Origin of the sequence: Paraburkholderia sp. J76, assembly GCF_905220295.1 — a bacterium.
Lineage (GTDB): Bacteria > Pseudomonadota > Gammaproteobacteria > Burkholderiales > Burkholderiaceae > Paraburkholderia.
This window is the reverse complement of the sequence record NZ_CAJMZJ010000012.1, coordinates 56241-76579: the sequence shown is the minus strand read 5'-3', so window position 1 is coordinate 76579 and position 20339 is coordinate 56241. Positions and strand designations below refer to the sequence as shown.

Below are 20339 nucleotides of genomic sequence, written 5' to 3'. Positions count from 1 at the left end.
ACGCACGAGCCGAGTCATGAACGCCCTTACCAAGCCTGTCGCCCGTCTGTTCGCCCTGATTTCCTGCGCCGCGCTTTTCGCGCCGCTCGCAGCCGTCGCCGCACCGTATCACCACGAGGTGTGCCATATCGAGCACGTTCACCATCACGCTGAGCGTGTCTGCCATCACGTGCGCTGATCCGCGCTGAAAACGCGCCGATTGCAAAGCTGACCGCAGGACGTGACGCCGCACTTTCGTGCGGCGTTTTTTTTATCGTGCAACGGAAAGTGCGAAATAAATATCAGGAAATGAAGCGGCAACGTTCCGTAATTGATTGAAATAGCGGGTTCACACAAAAAAATATTGCGGCAGGGTATGCTCTGCGTTGCGTCGCATACAGTTTCCTTGCAGCGAGCCTTACCATTCGAACCACAAGCGAACCCCAGGCGCCCACGCACGCAATGAAAAACATCACGTCGCTAGCCGCAACCGGTATGGCCGTCAGCGCGCTCGCCATGGCTTCGGGGTCGGTCCGCGCGCAGGAGTTCACGCTCTACGCGGGGCCGCTCAGGAGTGGCGCCGACCATACCTATTCGTGGCAAATGGATTACACGGAAGGTTTCGGCCAATATTTTGCCGGTAGCATTGCGTGGTTGAACGAAGGTCATATTCCGAATCATCACCGCGACGGCCAGGCCGTGCAGGCGTGGGCGCGCTTGCCGCTCGCGCAGCGCCGCCTCGTGTTCGCGCTGGGCGTCGGGCCGTATCGCTATTTCGATACGGAAGCCGCGGCGCAGGGCGATGGCTGGGCCGATACGCACGGCTGGGGCATTCTCTACAGTGCGCGCGCCACGTGGTACTCCGCGCATCGCTGGACGGCGAACCTGCAGCTCAACCGCGTGCAGGTGTCGCGCGGCCCGTCGACGACATCGCTCATGCTGGGCGTGGGCTATCAGCTCGACGCGCCCGGCACGCCGGGTCCGCGCGATTTCGCGTTGCCGCGCACGCAGAAGGTGACGAACAACGAGATCACGCTGATGGCGGGCGAGACGATCCTCAACAGCCTCGACTCGCGGTCCTCTGCGGCCGAGGCGATCGAGTACCGGCGCGGTCTGAACTCCTTTCTCGACGCCACCGTGGGCTATCTGCACGAGGGCAACGGCATCACGGCGCGGCGCGACGGCGCGACGGCGCAGCTCTGGCTCACGCGCGCATTCTTCGACGAGCGTCTCACGCTGGGATTCGGCGCGGGCCTCTATGCGGCGATTCACCATGGCGCGCACCCCGACGAGCGCGATACCGGCGACGGGATTCTCTCGGGGCTCGTCTCCGTCTCGGCTTCTTATCGCTTCACTCAGCACTGGGCCGCGCGCGTCACGTGGAACCGCGTGGTGACGCGCTACAGCCGCGATACGGACGTGATCCTCGGCGGTATCGGCTATCGGTTCTGATCGAGGGTGACGTAACCGGCGCGACGGCCGAGGCGTCAACCGCCCGGAGGCGGACGACCGCCGCCGCCGGGGCCACCACCACCACCTTGCGGCCGATTGTTCCCGCCACCGGGCGGCCTTCCGCCGCCTTGTCCCGGAGGCCCGCCGCCCGGGCCAGGCGGCCGGGCATTCCCTGGTCCCGGCGGTCGCGCATTGTTATTGCCGCCGCCCGCGCCGGGTGGCCGGTTTCCCGGACCCGCATGGTTCGGCGGCCGATGCCCGCCGCCATGGTAGGGCGGCCTTGCGCCGCTGGGCGGCCGCACGGGCGGCGGCGGCACCGGCCGAGGCGAGGGATGGCGCGCCCAGCGATATTGATTCGAATACCACGGCCGGTCGCGGTAGTGCTGGCCCCAGTACGTGCCGAGCGCAAACGGCACGATGGGCAGACCGAGTTGCGGGCCGTAGCTCATTACCGGCACGCGCTGCCCCTGCCACGGATAGCTGATGAAAGTGCCATAGACCCAGCCTCGCAGGCCCGGGAAACCGATGTCGCACCAGCTAAAGCCCGTGACGCAGCCCCACACCGTCACTGCCGAGCCAGCCGGTATCTGCGCGACCACGGGAAAGTCGGCGGCAGGCCCCGCGTAGAGATTGACGGCTTGATTCGTGAATGCCTGCGACTGGGCGTGCGCGGGCGGCGAAGCCACGAACATGCCGGCGAGCGCGGCGAGCACGACACCGGGAAACTGCTTGCGCATTGCTGCCTCCCACTGGGTGGAACGACCCGGAGATTTATTGAGATAGCAACGTCTACGGTACCAGATAAGACTTTTAGGGCGCGTTTGAGCATGTAACGTCTCACCATCGCGACGGGTCGGGCGCGGCGTTCAGCGCGCCTGGCGGCGTTTGGGCCATTGCCGGCGCCGCGTACGCATTGAGCCGCGCTGTGCAAGAATCGCGGCCTCGGTTCGCATCAACGAAAACAAGCGGCCGATTCCGTATCAGCAGACGAGGAGCAGACCACCGTGATTCAGCGTATTTCCCATTTCTTTACCGGCGTCGTGCATCGGTTCCTGCCGGATCCGCTCATCTTCGCCATTCTCCTCACCGTCGTGACCTTCGTGCTGGCGTTCGCGCTCACGCCGCAGCCGCCCGAGGCGCTCGTCATGATGTGGGGTTCGGGCTTCTGGAATCTGCTCGCCTTCGCGATGCAGATGGTCCTGATTCTCGTGACCGGCCACGCGCTCGCCAGCTCCGGCCCGGTCAAGCGCATGCTGGTCGCGCTGGCGAGTTGCGCTCGCACGCCGGGCCAGGGCGTGATGCTGGTGGCGTTCGTGGGCGCGATTGCCTGCGCGATCAACTGGGGCTTCGGCCTCGTGCTCGGCGCGATGTTCTCGCGCGAAGTGGCACGGCGCGTGCGCGGCACGGACTACCGGCTGCTCGTCGCCGCCGCGTACATGGGCTTTCTCACGTGGCACGGCGGGCTCTCCGGCTCGGTGCCGCTCGTGGCCGCCACGAAGGGCAACCCGATGGAAAAGGCCATTGGCCTGATTCCGGTCTCGCAAACCATCTTCACGGGCTATAACGCGTTCATCACGCTCGGCCTGATCGTGCTGCTGCCGATTCTCGTGCGCCTCATGATGCCGAAGCCCGAAGACGTCGTTTCGGTCGACCCCGCGCTGCTCGAAGATCCGCCGAGCGTCGAGCGCAAACCGGGCCCGGACGCGACCTTCGCCGAGCGCATCGAGGAAAGCCGCGCGCTCTCGTTGCTGGTGGCGGCGCTGTGCTTCGTATTCCTCGGTATCCGTTTTCACGCGAAGGGCTTCGCGCTCGACATCGACACCGTGAATCTCGTGTTTCTCGCGGCAGGCCTCGTGCTGCACAAAACGCCGATGGCCTACGCGCGCGCCGTGGCCGGCGCCGCGAAGGGCGCCTCGGGCATCATGATCCAGTTTCCGTTTTACGCGGGCATTCAGGCGCTCATGGACCACTCGGGGCTTGCGGGCGTCATCACGAAGTGGTTCGTCGATATCGCGAACGTCCACACGTTTCCGCTGCTCGTGTTTCTCAGCTCGGCCGTGATCAACTTCGCGGTGCCTTCGGGCGGCGGCCACTGGGTCGTGCAGGGGCCGTTCGTGATGCCGGCGGCGCAGGCGCTGGGCGCGGACCTCGGCAAATCGGCGATGGCGATCGCCTACGGCGAAGCGTGGACCAATATGGCGCAGCCCTTCTGGGCGCTGCCCGCGCTCGCGATCGCGGGCCTTGGCGTGCGCGACATCATGGGTTACTGCGTGACCACGCTGCTGTTCTCGGGCCTGGTGTTCGTCGCGGGGATGTACCTTTTCTGAGCGTGCCTTTCGCGTAGCGGGTGAAGGGCGGCGAGTGCGCGCCGCCCTTCACTTGTGCTTCGCATGCTTCGCCAGATAGTCGCGCAGCACGATCGCATGATTGTGCTCCGTGTCGTGCGAGCCGTAGAGCAGGGTGATGTGCCCCTTCCCGGCGGCTTCGGCGAGCGGATGCCAGACGTCCGGCCTGGCGTTCAACTCGGCCAGATAGCGCTTCCTGAACTCGTCCCATTGCTCCGGGTCCTTGTGGAACCATTGGCGCAGTTCGGTGCTCGGCGCCACTTCCTTTGCCCACTCCACGTTCGCGAGTTTTTCCTTGCTCAGGCCGCGCGGCCACAGCCGGTCAACCAGAAAGCAGTGGCGCCCGCCCTCGGGCAGCGGCTCGTAGACGCGCTGGATATCGATTGCCGGTTTTGCCATCGTCGGTTCCTTTTTTGTGGATGTCGCGTGGCGCCGCCCGGACGCCAGCAACGCCTGCACGCGCTCCTGCAGGGCGGGCAGAACGTCGTGTTCGAACCATGGATGGCGCTTGAACCATGCCTGGTTGCGCGGCGACGGATGCGGGAGCGGCACGAAACCGGGCGCGTAGTCGCGCCACGCCGCCACCGTTTCCGTGAGCGAGCCGCGGCGCTCGCTGCCGAGAAAATAGCGCTGGGCATACTGGCCGACGAGCAACGTGAGGCGCACCCCGTGCAACTGCTCGACGAGCCGCGCGTGCCATAGCGGGGCGCATTCGGGGCGGGGCGGGTTGTCCCCGCCGCCGCCACGGCCGGGGTAGCAAAAGCCCATCGGCACGATCGCGACCCGGGCGGCGTCGTAAAACGTTTCGCTGTCGATGCCGAGCCACGCCCGCAGCCGCTTGCCGCTCGCGTCGTCCCACGGCACACCCGAGGCATGCACCTTCGCGCCCGGCGCCTGGCCAACGATCAGCAGGCGTGCCGTTTCGCTCGCCTGCAGCACGGGGCGCGGGCCGAGCGGCAGCGCGTCGGCGCAGGCGTGGCAGGCGCGGATTTCGGCGAGCAGGGCGGGAAGCGGGCCGGAGAGCGAAAGCGGCCCATGGAGCGGACGAGCAGTCGGCACGGCAAGGCGCGAAAGCGTGAGGGGAGATTCAGTCTACCAAACGGTAACGAGCCGGGCAGCAACCGGTAACAAGCCGGCAGCAAACGGCCCGCGCGCAATCCGCAATCCATTGCGCGCTGCGTCATTTTCGCGCGGCCATTTCCGCTTTTCCTGTAATCTCGCCCGTGGTCGATCTGGAACGGAGCCGCAATGCCTGCCGAAGCCGAGACGTCAACCCGCATGACCCGCACCGAGCCCCTGCTCATCGATCTTGCGCTGCAAGGCGGCGGCTCTCACGGCGCATACACATGGGGCGTGCTCGACCGCCTGCTCGAAGAGCCGTGGCTGCAGATCGAAGGCATTTCGGGCACCTCGGCCGGCGCGATGAACGCCGCCGTGCTCGCGAGCGGCCATGCGCTGGGCGGCGCGGCCGGCGCGCGCGAGGCGCTAGAGCGCTTCTGGCGCCGCGTGTCGGATGCCGCGCGTTTCAGCCCGTTCCGGCGCGGTCCTGTCGACATCCTGCTCGGCCGCTGGACGCTCGACCATTCACCCGTGTTCGTCGCGCTCGACATGATGGCGCGCATCGTTTCTCCCTACGATCTGAATCCCGGGCGCGTGAACCCGTTGCGCACGATCCTCGCCGACACCATCGACTTCGAGGCGCTGCGGCGCTCGCGCATCAAGCTTTTCGTTACGGCCACGCGCGTTTCCAACGGCCAGGCGCGCGTGTTCCGCAACGCCGACGTCACGCCGGACGCGTTGCTCGCATCGGCGTGCCTGCCCACGCTCTTCCAGGCTGTCGAGATCGACGGCGAAGCCTACTGGGACGGCGGCTACGCGGGCAATCCCACCATTACGCCGCTGATCCGCGAGACCGATTCGATCGACACGATCCTCGTGCAGGTGAATCCCGTGGAGCGCGCGGGCACGCCGCGCTCGGCGCGCGACATCATCAACCGCGTGAACGAGATTGCGTTCAACTCGCCGCTCATCAAGGAACTGCGCATGATGGCGCTGCTGCACAAGGTCGCCGACGCGGGCAGCGAGGAGGGCCGTCGCTGGGCGCACATGCGCCTGCATCGCGTGCATAGCGAAAAGCTCGTCACGCTGGGTTCGTCGTCGAAGCTGAACGCCGAGTGGTCGTTCATCACGATGCTGCGCGACGAAGGCCGCCGCTGCGCCGATGAATTCCTCGCGCAGCACGACGCGCAGCTTGGCGAGGCGTCCACGTTCGATTTCGAAGCGCTGCTAGAAGGGGTGCTGCAATGAGCGCGGGCACGCTGGTCATCGGCCTCGGAGGCATGCTCGCGAGCCTCGCGCTCCTGATCTGGCTCGCGTATCGCGGTTGGAGCGTGCTGCTGCTCGCGCCGCTGTGCGCCATGCTGGCCGCGCTCATTTCGGGCGAGCCGGTGCTCGCGCATTGGACGCAAACCTTCATGTCGAGCACGGGCCGCTTTCTCGCCCAGTTCTTTCCGCTCTTTCTGCTCGGCTCGCTGTTCGGCAAGCTGATGGAGGACAGCGGCTCGGTGGACGCCGTCGCGCGCCTCATGATCGACAAGCTCGGCACGCGCCACGCGCTCGTGGCCGTGGTGCTGGGCGGCGCGCTCGTCACCTACGGCGGCGTGAGCCTGTTCGTGGCGTTCTTCGTGCTCGCGCCCATGGCGCAGGCGCTTTTTCGCTCCGCCGATATTCCGCGCCGGCTAATGCCCGCCGCGATCATGCTCGGCACGGCGACTTTCACGATGTCGGCGCTGCCCGGCACGCCCGCGCTGCAAAACGCCATCCCCATGCCGTTTTTCGGCACGACGCCGTTCGCGGCGCCGGGCCTCGGCGTGATCGCGAGCGTCGTGATGGCGGGCTTCGGCCTCTGGTGGCTGGGACGCGCGGCGGCGGCGGCGCGGCGCAACGGCGAAGGCTTCGTCGAGCCCGAGAACGGCGGCGCCGACGACGAAGATCGCGGCCAGTCCGCGCTCGTGCGCGAACGCGCGACCGTCGCGCAAGCCTTCGATCCCGCCGAGATCGGCAACGGCCAGGCGCCATCGGCCCATGCCGGGCCGCCGTCGCCTTTCGCCGCGCTCGCGCCGCTCGTGGTCGTCGTGGCGATGAATTTCGTGATGAACGTCGTGGTGTTCCCGCGCATCGACGCCTCCTACCTGGCCGAACCGCGCTGGGGTTCGACCACGCTTTCCGCGGTGGCCGGCGTGTGGGGCGTTTCGGTTGCGCTCGCGCTTGGCATTATCGTGCTGGTCGCGCTCAATCGCGGGCGGCTCGGCGCGCTGCGCGAGAGCGTCGATGCGGGCGCCAACGCGTCGGTGTTGCCGGTTCTTGGCGTGGGCAGCCTCGTGGGCTACGGCGCCGTGATCGCCGCATTGCCCGCGTTCGAGGCCGTGCGCGACTGGGTGCTCGGCATCGGCGGCGGCCCGCTCGTTTCGCTCGCCGTGGCCACGAACCTGCTCGCCGGGCTCACGGGCTCGGCCTCGGGCGGCCTGACCATCGCGCTCGACGCGCTCGGCAGCACTTACATGCAACTCGCCGCCCAGCACGGTATCGATCCCGGTTTGCTGCACCGCGTGGCCGTGATGTCCTCGGGCACGCTCGACAGCCTGCCGCACAACGGCGCCGTGGTCACGCTGCTGGCCGTGTGCGGCTCGACGCATCGCGAAAGCTATCGCGACCTCGTGGTGGTGAGTATTGTCGGCGCGCTCATTGCGCTGGCCGTGGTGATCGTGCTCGGGTCGCTGTTCGGCAGTTTCTGAACGTGGCTCCTGCGCGAGACACGCCGCGGCGCGGCGATCCGCCAACGCGCGTAGACTCTCGCGAAGCAGCGGCCTTTCGCAAGGCGGCAAGGAGGCTTCATGAAATTGCTTGCTGTCCACCCGAGCGGACTGATGTACACGCGCGTGTTCCTGCGGCTCGAGCCGCTCGGTCTCGAATCCGTGGCGGGCACGGCGCGCGACGCCGGCCACGACGTGCGGCTTCTCGATCTGCAGGTTCAGACGCACCGCGATCTCCTGCGCCTCGTGCGCACCTGGAAGCCCGAGGCGCTCTGCTTTTCGGGCAACTACCTCGCCAACATTCCCGAGATCATCGACCTTTCGAAGGCCGTGAAGGCCGCGCTGCCCTCGTGCTTTGTGTTCGTGGGCGGCCATAGCGTGTCGTTCACCGCGCCCGATCTGCTGGGCCACGCCGAAGGCGCGATCGACTGCGTGCTGCGCGGCGAAGGCGAAGCTTCGGTCAACGAACTGCTTGAAGCGGTTTCGCACGGCACGGATCTGCTCGCCGTGCCCGGCGTGCTGACGAGCCATGGCTCGGGGCCGCCGCCTCGCTTCGTCGAGAATCTCGACCCCGTGCGGCCCGCGCGCGATCTGCTGCATCATCGCCGCAAATATTTCATCGGCACGCTCGATCCCTGCGCCTCCATCGAATTCGCGCGCGGCTGCCCGTGGGACTGCACGTTCTGCAGCGCATGGACGTTCTACGGACGCAGCTACCGCACGCGCAGCCCCGAAGTCGTCGTGGACGAACTGGCCGCGCTGCGCGAGCCGGGCGTGTTCATCGTCGACGATGTGGCGTTCGTGCATGCCGAGCATGGCATGGCGATCGGCGAGGCGATCAAGCGGCGTGGCATCCACAAGCGCTACTACCTCGAAACGCGCGGCGACGTGCTTCTGCGCAACAAGGACGTGTTCCGCCTGTGGGAGTCCATTGGCCTGAAGTACATGTTCCTCGGTCTGGAGGCGATAGACGAGGAAGGGCTCAAGGCGTTTCGCAAACGGATCAGCCTCGACCGGAATTTCGAGGCGCTGGAATTCGCGCGTTCCTTGGGCATTACCGTTGCGGTCAACCTGATCGCCGACCCGGACTGGGACCGTGAGCGCTTCGCGACGATTCGTCAGTGGTGCCTGGAAATTCCGGAGATCGTCAATATCAGCGTGAATACACCATACCCGGGCACCGAGAACTGGCAACGCGAGGCGCGGCGGCTCACGAGCCTCGACTACCGGCTTTACGACATCCAGCACGCCGTGGTGCCCACGAAGCTCCCGCTGTCCGAGTTCTACGCGGAACTCGTGAAAACCCAGCAGGTGCTCAATCGCAAGCACCTGGGCTGGACCGCGCTGCGCGGCGCGGCCGGGCAGGCCGCGCATCTGCTGTTGCGCGGCCAGACCAATTTCGTGCGCATGCTGTGGCGCTTCAACTCGGTGTTCGATCCGCGCCTGCAAATGGCCGATCACGCGCGCGAAGTCCACTACGAGATGACGCCGCCGCCCGGCATGAGCGGCGCCCAGCAGGTCGATATGAAGACCGTCTACATTCATGGCCCCACGGGCCGCAAGGGCCGCAGGATCGACGACGCCACGGAGAAGTTCGTCGACGAGACGCGCATGGGTCTCGGCTGAGCTGTTTGGGGTGAGTGTTTGGGGTGCGCTTTGGCCTTTCGGCCGAGGCGCAGGCGTCTTGATGCATACCGCTGGCAGGTTCACAATCCACCGGTTGCATCAAGACGAAAAAAATATGGAATTCCGGCAACTCCGCTACTTTCTCGCCGTCGCGCAATATCTGCATTTCAGCGAGGCGGCGGCCTTTCTCGGCATTGCGCAGCCGCCGCTCAGCCAGCAGATCCTCAAGCTGGAGAGGGAAATCGGCACGCGTCTGTTCGTTCGCCACTCGCGGCGCGTGGAGCTGACCGAGGCCGGGCGGCTTTTTCGCGAGCGTGCGCAACGCATTCTCGACGACGCGGATCTGGCGCTCGCGGAGGCGCAAAACGCGGGGCGTGGCGAGACCGGCAGGCTCGTGCTCGGTTTCGCGGGTTCCACGGTGTTTCATCCGCTCGTCGCGACCGTGCTGCAACGCTTTCGCAGCGCGTATCCGGGCGTCGTGATCGGCTGCGAGGAGAGCAACAGTTCGGTGCTGCTCGAGCGCGTGGCCGAGGCGAAGGTGGATGCCGCGTTCGTGCGCCTCCCGCTCGACTGCCGCGGCCTCGCCACGCAGGCGCTCGTGGAGGAGGACGTGCTTGCTGTGCTGCCGCCGCGCCATCGCCTCGCGCGCCGCCGCAGTCTCGATCTCGCCGATCTGGCGGGCGACCCGCTCATCCTGTTTCCGCGCCCCATCGGCCCCGATCTTTACGACTCGATCATCAGCGCGTGCCGTGAGGCGGGATTCAATCCGGCGATCAGCATGGAGTCGCCGCAGATTTCCTCGACGGTCAACATGGCGGCGGCGGGCTTCGGCGTCACGCTCATTCCTTCTTCGATGCGCCAGATCCAGGCCAAGGGCGTGACGTATCACGATCTCAAGGGCGGCACGCTGCACACGACCATCGCGCTCGTGCATCGTCCGCGCGAAAAAGCGCCCACGGTGCAGAACTTCGTGCGCATCGTGCGGGACGCGGCACGGCATGTGTCGCGGGGATGATTCCGGCTGGCCCAGGAGTCGATCCATATGTTTTTCGTCTTGATCGAGCGTGTTCGCGGTATTGGACGTTAAGGATTGCCGGTTTTATCCTTCCGCGATCATCGTTTTCCGCAGGAGCGGTTCCCATGTCCACCACGAACCGTAGCGCCGCGCGCGAGCCGCTTGTCGCGTCGTTGCGAGCCGTTGCCGGCCGCCAGCACGTGCTGACCGGCGACGAAGCCACGCGGCGCTATCGCAAGGGCTTTCGCTTCGGCGAAGGGAAGGTCGCGGCGGTCGTGCGGCCAGGCACGCTAGTCGAGCAGTGGCGGGTTTTGCAGGCTTGCGTGGCCGCGAATGCGATCGTTATCTCGCAGGCTTCGAATACGGGCCTCACGGGCGGCTCCACGCCCGACGGCGACGATTACGACCGCGACGTCGTGATCGTGAGCATGACGCGCATGCGCAAGGTCTACGTGATCGACGGCGGCAAGCAGGTGGTCTGCCTGCCGGGCTCGACGCTCGATCAGCTTGAACAGACGCTCAAGCCGCTCGGGCGCGAGCCGCATTCGGTCATTGGCTCCTCGTGCCTCGGCGCATCGGTCGTGGGCGGCGTGTGCAACAACTCGGGCGGCTCGCTCGTGCGGCGCGGGCCGGCCTATACGGAAATGACTGTGTTTGCGCGGGTGGACGCGGCGGGGCGTTTGACGCTCGTGAATCATCTCGGCATCCGGCTTGGCGAGACGCCGGAAGACGTGCTCGGCCGACTCGATCGCGGCGAGCTGCACGAAGCCGACATCCTCCACGACGCGGGCGCGGCGTCCGACCATGGTTACGCCGATCACGTGCGCGACATCGAAGCGGATACGCCCGCGCGCTACAACGCGGATCCGCTGCGGCTGCACGAAGCATCGGGTTCGGCGGGCAAGGTCATGGTGTTCGCGGTGCGGCTCGACACGTTTCCCATCGAGCGCGGCGCGAAGGTGTTCTACATCGGCACGAACGAGACGGCTGAACTCACCGACCTTCGCCGCGACATGCTGGGCAAGTTTTCAAAGCTGCCGAATTTGCCGATAGCAGGGGAATACCTGCATCGAGACGCTTTCGATATTGCCGAGCGGTACGGCAAGGACATGTTCCTCTTGATCCAGCATCTCGGTACGCGGCGCCTGCCCGCGCTGTTCGCCTTCAAGAGCCGCTGTGACGCGATGTTCGAGCGGCTGCCGTTCTTACCCGCGCATTTCACCGACCGCGTGGCGCAGGCCGTAAGCCAATGCTTCCCCGACCACCTGCCCGCGCGGCTCAAGGACTACCGGCAGCGCTACGAACATCATCTGATGCTCAAGGTTTCCGCCGATATGGTCGACGAAACGCGCGCCTACCTGAAGACTTTTTTCGGCGCGGCGGGCGGCGACTTTTTCGAATGCACCGACGAAGAGGGCAGCAAGGCGTTTCTTCATCGTTTCGCGGCGGCGGGTGCGGCGGTGCGCTATCGCGCGGTGCACGGCGACGAAGTGGAGGACATCGTCGCGCTCGATATCGCGCTTCGGCGCAACGATCGCGACTGGTTCGAGAAGCTGCCCGAGGCGGTGGAAAAGCCCATCGCGATCAAGCTCTATTACGGGCACTTCTTTTGTCACGTGTTTCATCAGGACTACATCGTACGCAAGGGCACGGATTGCCTCGCGCTGGAACACGAGATGTGGAAGCTGCTCGACGCGCGCGGCGCCGAATATCCCGCTGAGCACAACGTGGGCCATCTCTACGATGCGAAGCCCGCGCTGAAGTCGTTTTACGAAACGCTTGATCCATGCAACTGCTTCAATCCGGGTATCGGGCATACGTCGAAGTTCGCGCATTATCGCGAACCGCAGGCGCGGTAAGCAAAAAGACGGCGGCGGTATCGAACCGCCGCCGCCCAAGAACGCGCTGTGCTGCGCGCTTCCCCCGTATTAGCTCTTCGTTGGTGCAGCCATCCAGCCGTTCTGCGTGCTGATCTGTGCGACTTCCTTCGCGATCGAGCGGGCCAGTTTGCCGGCATCCGACGAGAGCGTGTCGCGCTTCGCCTCCGAGGCGCCGTGCAGACCGCCGCCCACTACCGCCGCCGTCGCGACGTGACCCGCCGCCGCGCCCACGCCCGCTGTTACGGCCACGCCGGGCATATGGCCGCTATCCGCGTCCGTCTGGAAGCTCATGAGCGGTTGCGGATCGCCGCCATCCGCGGGCTGGAACAGCACTGCGATCGTCGCGCCCACTTCGCTCTTGCCGGCGCCGAGTCCAATCAGCATGCGGCGGCGGCTATTGCCCGCGTCCATCGTGTCGATGCGGCCTTCCACGATCAGCGCGTTGCGGCCTGCGGGCGCGGGTCCGTCCATGCGCACGGCCGGCAGCCCCATTTTCTGAAGTTCGCTCACGAGTTCGTCGGCAAGATGCTCGCGCGTTTGCAGCGCGGCCTGCTGTTGCTGCTGCGCCGACGAATCGCCGCTCGCCATCGTCTTGAGCTTGCGTAGCATGCCGGTGTTGTCGAGTTGCACCTGGTCGGCGGCGACGTCGAACGTGTAGACGTAGACGACGTCGGCATGCAGTTGCGGCAGCGGTTCGCTCGCTCGAACGACCGGTGCCGCGGATGCACAGCCGCTCGCGAAGAGCGCGCCCGCGAGAAACGCAGTGCCCGCGACGCGCCGGGCTTTGCTGACGAGAAAGTGAATGATCGTTTGCATGTCGATGTCCTTTGCGTGAAAGAGTGTCTCGTGTCTGCCGATACTCGCAAATCATTCAGGATGGCGAACTATCGACCGTGGTGCTTTGGCGTCCGGGCTCCGGTTTGCTTCGTTCCGTTGCTCAGGCTCAGGCGCAAGTATGGGGGGAAGGGCGCGTGAAATCCACGCGCGAATTATGTCGATTCATGTCACGCGCGCGCGGTGTGCGGCGCGCCGTTCCGGCTCGACGAGGGACGGTTCAGGGGCAGGCGCACCACCGCTTCGAGGCCGCCCCCTTCGCGGTCGCGGAACGTGAGCGAGCCGCCGTGCAGCCGCGCGATCCGCTCGACGATGGCAAGCCCCAGGCCCGAGCCGCCCGAATGCGTGCGGGCGTTCGCGCCGCGGCTGAAGGGCGATTTGAGGCGCTCCAGTTCCTCGGCGCGAATGCCGTTGCCGCGGTCGGCGACGATTACACAGGCGGCGTCGCCGTCGCGCCAGGTGCGAATCGTCAGACCTGTGCGCCCATAGTTCACAGCGTTCTGCATGAGATTCATCAGCAGACGCATAACGGCGATGGGCCGGAACGCGAACACCGGCAGCTCGCCTTCGTGGAAGTCGAATTCATGGCCGAGCCCCGCGAAGTCGGCAACCAGTTGCCCCGCGAGCGCATTGAGGTCGCCCGGTTGCGGCGCTTCGCGCTCCCCGCTGCCCGCGTAGTCCATGAACTGCTGAAGGATCGTGTCGATCTGGTCCAGATAGCTCCCGGAGGAGGCCACGAGCGCGTCGTTGCTGCCGCGCGGCAACGCCATCGCGATCGCGAGGCGCAGCTTCGTGAGCGGCGTGCGGATGTCGTGCGAGACGCCCGCCAGCATCAGCGCGCGCGTGGCTTCGGCCTGTTTCAGCGCCTCGGTCATCTGGTTGAAGGCGAGGCTGACCTGCGCGATTTCGGTCGGGCCGTGGGTCGGCAGCGGCGGCGGCGTTTCGCCGGCGCTCACGCGCCGCGCCGCGCGCGCGAGTTTGCGCAGCGGCCGGTTGATATGGCGCTGAAGCAGATAGCCCGTGAGCGCCGCGAGCAGCGCGAGCGCGGCGGAAAGAATCAACGCCGTGGTGATGCCGCTCGCGCGCGCGTCCGCCGTCATGGGAAGCGCGACCCATACCGGCTGGCCCGCCGCGTGAAGGCGAATCCATAGACGTTCCTGCGCCGCTTCGCCATCGGCGGGTTCGGCCTGCGCGCGGCTCGCGTCCCAGCGCACCAGCAAGTCGGGCGGCAGATGGCGTTGCAGCGCTTCGACGAACACGTCGCGCTGCCAGGTGCGAAAAAAGTCGACGAGGCTCGGATGCGTCTGCGCGGGCGCTTCCGGCGGCGCCGTGTCGCGCGTTTCGAGCCGGGCGGCCGCGGCGCGGCCCTCGTCGGGCGGCATGGCGGCGAGCGTGGTGTCGAGCAGCTTTACGTAGTCGGCAAAAATGATCGAAGCGCGTTCGATGCGCGGGCGCTGCACGAAATGCAGCAACACGGCGAGCGAGCCGATCTGGGAAAGCGCGACGAGCGCCACCAGCAGCGCGATGTTGCGCGAAAGCAGGGAGCGCGGCAGCGGCAGGCGCATTACGCTTCGACGCCGGCCACCAGCATGTAGCCGATGCCCCAGACGGTCTTGATGAAGCGCGGCCTGGCGGGGTCGTCTTCGACGATCTGGCGCAACCGCAGGATCTGCACGTCCACGCTGCGGTCGAGCGCGTTGTGATCGCGTCCGCGCGCGCGGGCGAGCAGGTTTTCGCGGCTCACGGCGCGGTTGGGCGACGAGCCGAGCGCGTGAAGCAGCAGCATCTGCGCCGAATGCACCTCGACGGGCGCGCCTTCGCGATAGAGCGTTTGTTTGCCAACGTCGAACTGAAAGTCGCCGAAGCGCAGCATCTGCGAGGTCACAGTGGGTTCGCCCGAGGCCATCTTCTGGCGGCGCAGCAGCGCGCGAATGCGCGCAACCAGTTCGTCCGGAAGAAAGGGCTTGGCGAGGTAGTCGTCGGCGCCGGTTTCCAGGCCGATCACCTTGTCGGCGGCGTCGCCCCTGGCGGTGAGCATGAGGATCGGCAGCGTCTGGCCTTCGGCGCGCAGGCGGCGGCACACCGTGAGGCCGTCTTCGGGCTCCATCATGAGATCGAGCACGAGCAGATCGTAGGGCTCGCGCTGAAGCAGGCGGTCGAGCCGCTTGCCGTCGGCGGCGGCGCGCACCTCGAAACCCTGGCTCGTGAGAAAGCGCTGCAGCATGTTGCGCAGTTCGGCTTCGTCGTCGAGCACGATGATCCTGTTTGCCTGCTCCATCTGCCGCCTCCGGCGTTCATCGGGCTGCTGCGCGCGCTCGCATGAAGTCCTCGATCTGCGCGAGGGTGACGAAGCCGGCCTTTTGCGCGTCGATTTCGTCGAAGTGCTGCGCGACCATCGGCATACCTGCCTGCGCCTGTTCGCGCGTGAGCTTGCCGTCGTGCGTCGTGTTCGCGGCGGCGAAGCGGCCCTGCAACTGCGCCATCATGCGTTCGGCGCGCGCGTTGCCTGCACCGCCCGGCAACGCCTGAGCCGATGCCGGGGCGCAAACCGCTGCTGAAACGATACACAAAACGAGGGCAGCGATCATCTTCTTCATGGTGTTCTCCGTGAGGTGGCCGACGTAGTTTGCCGGCCGGTTGACGGTGCGAATGCAGCGGGCGGTTTCGCTTCGGGCGAGGGCGTAGCCGCTCGCGAGGGTTCAGGCCCAGTGGGCGGGCACCCATACGCGGCCGACCCAGTGGCCAGGAATCCACACGGCGGGGCGCGGCGCGACGTACACGGCGCGCGGCAGCGGTTGGCCCACGTAGACGACCCTGGGCGCCGGCGGGGCTACGTAGACCACCTTCGGTGCGGCCGGCTGAGGTGTGGCCGGCTGAGGTGCGGACGGTGCGATATACACCGTGGTGCTGGGCGGCGGCGGGACGACAACCGGCGCGGGTGCCTGGACCGTTGCGCCAACGACGGCAACCGTCGCGCCCGCTGTCGTGACCGTGCTGCCATGCACCACCGTCGTACCGCTGCCCGTCGTCACCACGCCGGTGCCGACGCCCGTCGCGCTGCCCGAATGGTAGACGCTGCCGCCCTGCGAGCCGGTCGCAGTGCCGGAGCGATAGCACGTGCTCCCCGCGCAGGACGTAGACGCAGAATGACCATGGGTGTTGCCGTTGCCCGTCGTGACCGTGCCCGTCGACGAGTATTGGCCGGGCGCCGTGCGCGTCACGCTGCCCGAGGTGTTGGCGCTGCGGCCTTCCGAGCCGTTGAGCGAGCCGGTGTGCGCGCAGGTGCCGTCGGCGCAGCTCGTCTGTCCCGAATGCTGGACCGAGCGGCCGTTCGGGCCATAGGCCGTGCCGGTGTTGCTGAACTGCCCGGGCGCGGTGCGGGTGACGGAACCGCTATTGGTGGCGACGCCGCCCCACGGGCCGGCCACGGCGCCCGCATGCGAGCAGGTGCCCCCGCTGCACGAACCGTAGTGCGCGCCGTTGTACGTGCCGTGCGGCGTGTAAGCCGTGCCGTGGCCGGACCAGCCGGCGAACGCGGGTGCGCTGGCGAAGCCGATGAGCGCGGCGGCGACGAGGGAAAGCGTTTTCATCAGAAGTCCTTGCGGTTCGTTTCAGGGGCACGCTGTGGCGTGTCAGCGGAACGAACTATAGGGCGGACCTTTGCGCGAGTCGCGTCATAAACCATGTCGCGGTGTTACACGTCGCGTGGCTCTGGGCGCTGCTGTCACATTCGCGCGGCGCGGCTGCAGGCCTGACATGCATCAGGCGCGTTTCGCGCGCTGCGCGCGTGACATATCCCGACATACTTCGCGCGTGGTCTTTCCTTCCTCGCGCCACTAGAGTGCCTTCAACCGACGCGACGCCGGGATTCCCCCGAGCAACACGCGTCTTTCTTCACCGCGCAAGACGCGCTTATTGCACACGACCCATCATGCTCACTACAGAAAAACTCGCGTTCTACGTCACGCTATTCGTCGTTGTCGTCTCGCTGATCGAGGCGTGTGCGCTCACCTTTATGAAGCGCCGCGAAAACGAGCAGCCGTTCGATTGGTCTGAAGTTTGGCTCTCGCTCGCGGACCTCGCGGGCCGCAAACTCTTCGCACTCCTGCCGCTTTCGCTCGCCGCGCCCATCTTCGATTTCGCGTGGGAGCATCGCCTCTTCACGCTGAATATCGACACTGTTCCACTAGCGCTGCTGGTCTTCATCGGTCAGGAGTTCTGCTATTACTGGTATCACCGCGCGTCGCACCGTATCCGGTTCTTCTGGGCCACGCACGCCGTGCACCATTCGCCGAACCAGTTGACGCTTTCTTCGGCGTACCGCCTGGGATGGACGGGCAAGCTTACCGGCCCTGCCATGTTCTTCGCGCCGCTCGTGTGGCTCGGCGTGCGCCCCGAAGTCGTGCTCGCCATCCTTTCGCTGAATCTGCTGTACCAGTTCTGGCTGCACAACACGTGGATTCCGAGGCTCGGATGGCTGGAGCGGGTGTTCAATACGCCGTCGAACCATCGCGTGCACCATGCTTCGAACGTCGATTACCTCGATGCGAACTATGGCGGAGTCCTGATCGTTTTCGACCGCCTGTTCGGCACCTGGGTGCAGGAACGCGCAGACGAGCCGTGCCACTACGGTCTCGTCACGCCCGTGCGCTCGCGCAATCCGTTCGTCGTGGAGTTCGAGCACTGGGCGACGCTCGCACGCGATGTCGCGACGGCGAAGACCATCTGGACTGCCGTGCGCTATGTGTTCCTGCCGCCGGGCTGGCGCGCTGACGGCGGCGGCGAGACGACCGGGAACCTGCGCAAGCGGCGCGCGCTTGCCACGGTGGGCGCCGACGCACGGCACGGATGAACGGGCGCGGGTTGATGGAAGGCCGCGCCTCGCGTAACGTGGCGCCAGCGGCGTCCGCACCGGTCGCGCGGACGCCATCGAAATCAGGTTAGTGAAGGAAAAAGAGCATGCAAAACGGTTTGAGCGGCAAGACGGTCGCGGTGACGGGCGGATTCGGCAGCCTGGGTCTGGCGACGGCGCAATTGCTGGCCGAACGCGGCGCCCGCGTGGCGTTGATCGGCCGGGGCGCGGCCCCGGAAGCGGCCGGGCTGCCCGCCGCGCTTGCGGGCGAGGTGTGCATGGGCGGCGTCGATCTCGCCGACGCGCAGGCGGCCCAGGCGGCGTTTGGCGCGTTGCACGAGAAGCTGGGCGGGCTCGATGCGCTCGTCAACGTGGCGGGCGCGTTCCGCTGGGAAACCATCGGCGACGGCGACCCGCTCACGTGGGATTTGATGTTCGATCTGAACGTGAAGACGGCGCTCAATGCCTCGAAGGCCGCACTGCCTCATCTGGTGAAGAGCGGCGCGGGGCGAGTGGTCAACATCGGCGCGGGCGCGGGTTCCAGGGCGGGGCTGGGTATGGGGGCGTATTCGGCTTCGAAGGCGGGCGTGGCGCGCTTGACCGAAGCGCTCGCGGAAGAGTTGAAGGACAAGGGTGTGACGGTGAATGCGGTCTTGCCGAGCATCATCGACACGCCGCAAAACCGCGCCGACATGCCGGATGCCGATTTCACGCGGTGGGTGCAGCCGCGCGAGATCGCGGCGGTGATCGCCTTTTTGCTGGGCGCGGACGCGCAGGCGGTGACGGGCGCGCTGATTCCCGTGAACGGGCGCGTGTAGCCGCGACTCCCGTCGCGCTGTGGACGGCTAGTGGCCGTGGCCGCCGCCGGCGCCCATGCCACCGCCGCCGCCGTGCCACATGCCGCCACCGCCACCGCCGCCATGCCAGCCGCCGTGTCCACCGCCGCCGTGCCACCCGCCGCCATGCCATCCGCCGTGCCAGCCATGGTGATAGCAGCATCCTCCTCCGCCGCCCCAGATGGCGATGCCGCCATAGCCGCCGCCGAAATAGCCGGGGTAGTAGTCGTAACCGTACGCATACGGATAGCCTGAATAGTACGGGTAGCCGTAGTCGTAGCCGTAGTAGCCGGGGTACGCCGGATAAGGCGCGACAGCGCAGCCCGCGAGTACCGCGGCTACGCCAAGTGACGAAATGAGCCGCAACACGATGATCTCCGTAGATATACGTTTGAAACCAGTTCGCGCAACCGGGTTCAGACGCAATTGTGTCCGCAGATTACCGCCGCGGCTTTCTTTGCCTTGCGCGCGCAAGCGAGGGCGCAAGGTGGCTTACGAGCGGCGCAAGCACGATGAGCCCTATGGCGAGTTCAACCGATAGGCGCTTTTAGAAGGGATTCTATGGATCGGGCGCAAGGCGCGGACGAATATCGGATCTGTTCGATATGACCCAGGAGCCGCCCGCAGAGGGCGGAAACGCCCATGTCCGCATTTTCTTTCCGACGCGCGCCCGGCGTGCGCTGGACGCCGCGTCCGCCGCAGCGTCGTCGCGCGGGCCACGAGCCCGGCCTGCCTGAGGAGTTCGCCCCGCTCGCGCGCGGCACGAGCCAAACGCCGTGCGGCATCGCGCTTCCGGAGCGCTTCGCGCTGCGCCTCGGTGCGCACCGCCACGTCACGCCGCGCAACCCGGTGTGCTGCCCGCTCGAGGACACCGCGTTGCGTCAGTGGTGCGTGCGCCTGCAGAACGAGGCATGCCCGCGGGAAACGCCCGCCGAAGCGCCCGTTTTGCTCCGGCGTGCGCGCTGAGCGCGAAGGCAGCCCTTCGCGCGATCAGGCAAATCCCTGCTCACCCGCGTAACGGATGAGATCGGCATTCGATTCGAGATGGAGTTTGCGCATGGCCGCGCGCTTTTGGGTGGCGACGGTCGTGACCGAGCGGTTCAGCCGTTTGGAGATTTCGGTGACGCTCAGGCCGAGCGCGAAGAGCCGCACCACTTCCAGCTCGCGCGGCGACAGCGGCTGGTTGCGCTGAAATTCGTCGACGGTCGAGCCCTCCCTGGCGAGGCGCTCAGCAATCCGCGCGGAAAGCGCCGTGCCCGGTTCGGCGAGCGCGCGCCGGCAGACGTCGCCGAGCGTGGGAATCGGCTCGTCCTTGCCGATGAGGCCGGCCACGCCAAGCTGCGCAAGCTGGTGCAGGATGCCGCCGTTGGTGACCATCGTGAACACGATCACGGGCGTATCGGGATAGAGCCGCCGCAAGCGGCTGACGAGCCGCAGGCCGTCTTCGTCCTCGACGTCGCCCTGCATCGAGAAGTCCGTGATGATCAGCTCGCACCCGGTGTCGCGCAAGGCGTCGATGAGTTCCGCGCCCGTCGTGGCTTTCGCGACGACCCTGAAGCCCGGCAGGGAGTCGAGGTAACCGCTGATTGCCGTCAGCACGACCGGATGGTCGTCGGCCACCACGATCCGCACATCTTGCGCTGCTTTCGTCATGGTCGTGAGCGTGTCGCCTGAAGTCGGATAGGCCGGAGGGCGAGACCTGCAGAGC

At 66.7% G+C, this 20339-nt stretch carries 20 protein-coding genes and 1 pseudogene; 11 read left to right on the top strand and 10 right to left on the bottom strand.

The genetic code is table 11. The features are described from left to right. Positions 1-16: 16 nt before the first annotated feature. Positions 17-178 carry a hypothetical protein gene (locus tag U5768_RS22270; protein WP_322032555.1) on the top strand — a complete coding sequence of 54 codons (162 nt, stop codon included), beginning with the start codon at positions 17-19 and terminating at the stop codon, positions 176-178. Positions 179-474: 296 nt separating this feature from the next. Next, positions 475-1431: a hypothetical protein gene (locus U5768_RS22265; RefSeq protein ID WP_415913958.1), complete on the top strand. Its 957-nt coding sequence runs from the start codon at positions 475-477 to the stop codon at positions 1429-1431. A gap of 35 nt (positions 1432-1466) precedes the next feature. Here U5768_RS22265 and U5768_RS22260 read toward each other — a convergent pair whose 3' ends face one another. Continuing rightward, the gene (locus tag U5768_RS22260; protein WP_322032553.1) at positions 1467-2168 is read right to left on the bottom strand and encodes an SH3 domain-containing protein; all 702 of its coding nucleotides are present in this window, start codon (positions 2166-2168) and stop codon (positions 1467-1469) included. A gap of 267 nt (positions 2169-2435) precedes the next feature. On the opposite strand from U5768_RS22260, the gene U5768_RS22255 reads away from it, so the two are divergent. Beyond that, positions 2436-3758, top strand: a complete 1323-nt coding sequence (locus U5768_RS22255; protein ID WP_322032552.1) for a TIGR00366 family protein — start codon at positions 2436-2438, stop codon at positions 3756-3758. A 48-nt stretch (positions 3759-3806) separates the two neighbouring features. Here U5768_RS22255 and U5768_RS22250 read toward each other — a convergent pair whose 3' ends face one another. Both U5768_RS22250 and U5768_RS22245 read right to left on the bottom strand, forming a co-directional pair. After that, on the bottom strand, positions 3807-4175 hold the full coding sequence (locus tag U5768_RS22250) for a DUF488 domain-containing protein (RefSeq protein WP_322032691.1): 369 nt from the start codon (positions 4173-4175) through the stop codon (positions 3807-3809). Positions 4176-4217: 42 nt separating this feature from the next. Continuing rightward, positions 4218-4835, bottom strand: a pseudogene (locus U5768_RS22245) (uracil-DNA glycosylase family protein); the annotation flags it as partial. Between the two features lie 219 nt (positions 4836-5054). Between U5768_RS22245 and U5768_RS22240 the strand changes: the two are divergent. From U5768_RS22240 to dld, 5 genes are all read left to right on the top strand, one after another. Next, a complete protein-coding gene (locus U5768_RS22240) occupies positions 5055-6083 on the top strand; it encodes a patatin-like phospholipase family protein (RefSeq protein WP_322032551.1) in 1029 nt (342 codons plus the stop codon). Next, positions 6080-7570 carry a GntP family permease gene (locus tag U5768_RS22235; RefSeq protein ID WP_322032550.1) on the top strand — a complete coding sequence of 497 codons (1491 nt, stop codon included), beginning with the start codon at positions 6080-6082 and terminating at the stop codon, positions 7568-7570. The genes U5768_RS22240 and U5768_RS22235 overlap by 4 nt, the downstream gene beginning before the upstream one ends. A 99-nt stretch (positions 7571-7669) precedes the next feature. Further along, a complete protein-coding gene (hpnR, locus tag U5768_RS22230; RefSeq protein ID WP_322032549.1) occupies positions 7670-9214 on the top strand; it encodes a hopanoid C-3 methylase HpnR in 1545 nt (514 codons plus the stop codon). 115 nt (positions 9215-9329) lie between these two features. Beyond that, complete coding sequence (locus U5768_RS22225) at positions 9330-10229, top strand: LysR family transcriptional regulator (protein ID WP_322032548.1); 900 nt, start codon at positions 9330-9332, stop codon at positions 10227-10229. Between the two features lie 125 nt (positions 10230-10354). Then, on the top strand, positions 10355-12088 hold the full coding sequence (dld, locus tag U5768_RS22220; protein ID WP_322032547.1) for a D-lactate dehydrogenase: 1734 nt from the start codon (positions 10355-10357) through the stop codon (positions 12086-12088). A gap of 69 nt (positions 12089-12157) precedes the next feature. On the opposite strand, the gene U5768_RS22215 is transcribed toward dld, so the two are convergent. The 5 genes from U5768_RS22215 to U5768_RS22195 all read right to left on the bottom strand — a co-directional run bounded on the left by U5768_RS22215 (position 12158) and on the right by U5768_RS22195 (position 16533). Further along, positions 12158-12925, bottom strand: coding sequence for a DUF4410 domain-containing protein (locus tag U5768_RS22215; RefSeq protein WP_322032546.1), 768 nt, complete (start codon positions 12923-12925; stop codon positions 12158-12160). Positions 12926-13113: 188 nt separating this feature from the next. Next, on the bottom strand, positions 13114-14508 hold the full coding sequence (locus tag U5768_RS22210) for an ATP-binding protein (protein WP_322032545.1): 1395 nt from the start codon (positions 14506-14508) through the stop codon (positions 13114-13116). After that, entirely contained in the window at positions 14508-15221 is a 714-nt protein-coding gene (locus tag U5768_RS22205) for a response regulator (RefSeq protein ID WP_322032544.1), read from the bottom strand. Before U5768_RS22205 ends, U5768_RS22210 begins: the two co-directional genes overlap by 1 nt. A 16-nt stretch (positions 15222-15237) precedes the next feature. Next, complete coding sequence (locus tag U5768_RS22200; protein WP_322032543.1) at positions 15238-15540, bottom strand: EF-hand domain-containing protein; 303 nt, start codon at positions 15538-15540, stop codon at positions 15238-15240. Between the two features lie 102 nt (positions 15541-15642). Further along, positions 15643-16533 (bottom strand): hypothetical protein, encoded by an 891-nt coding sequence (locus tag U5768_RS22195; protein WP_322032542.1) that lies wholly within the window; start codon positions 16531-16533, stop codon positions 15643-15645. Positions 16534-16874: 341 nt separating this feature from the next. On the opposite strand from U5768_RS22195, the gene U5768_RS22190 reads away from it, so the two are divergent. Both U5768_RS22190 and U5768_RS22185 read left to right on the top strand, forming a co-directional pair. Further along, entirely contained in the window at positions 16875-17795 is a 921-nt protein-coding gene (locus tag U5768_RS22190; RefSeq protein ID WP_322032541.1) for a sterol desaturase family protein, read from the top strand. 107 nt (positions 17796-17902) lie between these two features. Continuing rightward, positions 17903-18613: an SDR family NAD(P)-dependent oxidoreductase gene (locus U5768_RS22185; RefSeq protein ID WP_322032540.1), complete on the top strand. Its 711-nt coding sequence runs from the start codon at positions 17903-17905 to the stop codon at positions 18611-18613. A 27-nt stretch (positions 18614-18640) separates the two neighbouring features. Here U5768_RS22185 and U5768_RS22180 read toward each other — a convergent pair whose 3' ends face one another. Then, on the bottom strand, positions 18641-19000 hold the full coding sequence (locus U5768_RS22180) for a hypothetical protein (protein ID WP_322032539.1): 360 nt from the start codon (positions 18998-19000) through the stop codon (positions 18641-18643). 273 nt (positions 19001-19273) lie between these two features. On the opposite strand from U5768_RS22180, the gene U5768_RS22175 reads away from it, so the two are divergent. Further along, the gene (locus U5768_RS22175; RefSeq protein WP_322032538.1) at positions 19274-19597 is read left to right on the top strand and encodes a hypothetical protein; all 324 of its coding nucleotides are present in this window, start codon (positions 19274-19276) and stop codon (positions 19595-19597) included. 24 nt (positions 19598-19621) lie between these two features. Here the strand turns inward: U5768_RS22175 and U5768_RS22170 are convergent, their stop codons facing one another. Further along, positions 19622-20284 (bottom strand): response regulator transcription factor, encoded by a 663-nt coding sequence (locus tag U5768_RS22170; protein ID WP_322032537.1) that lies wholly within the window; start codon positions 20282-20284, stop codon positions 19622-19624. Positions 20285-20339 lie beyond the last annotated feature (55 nt).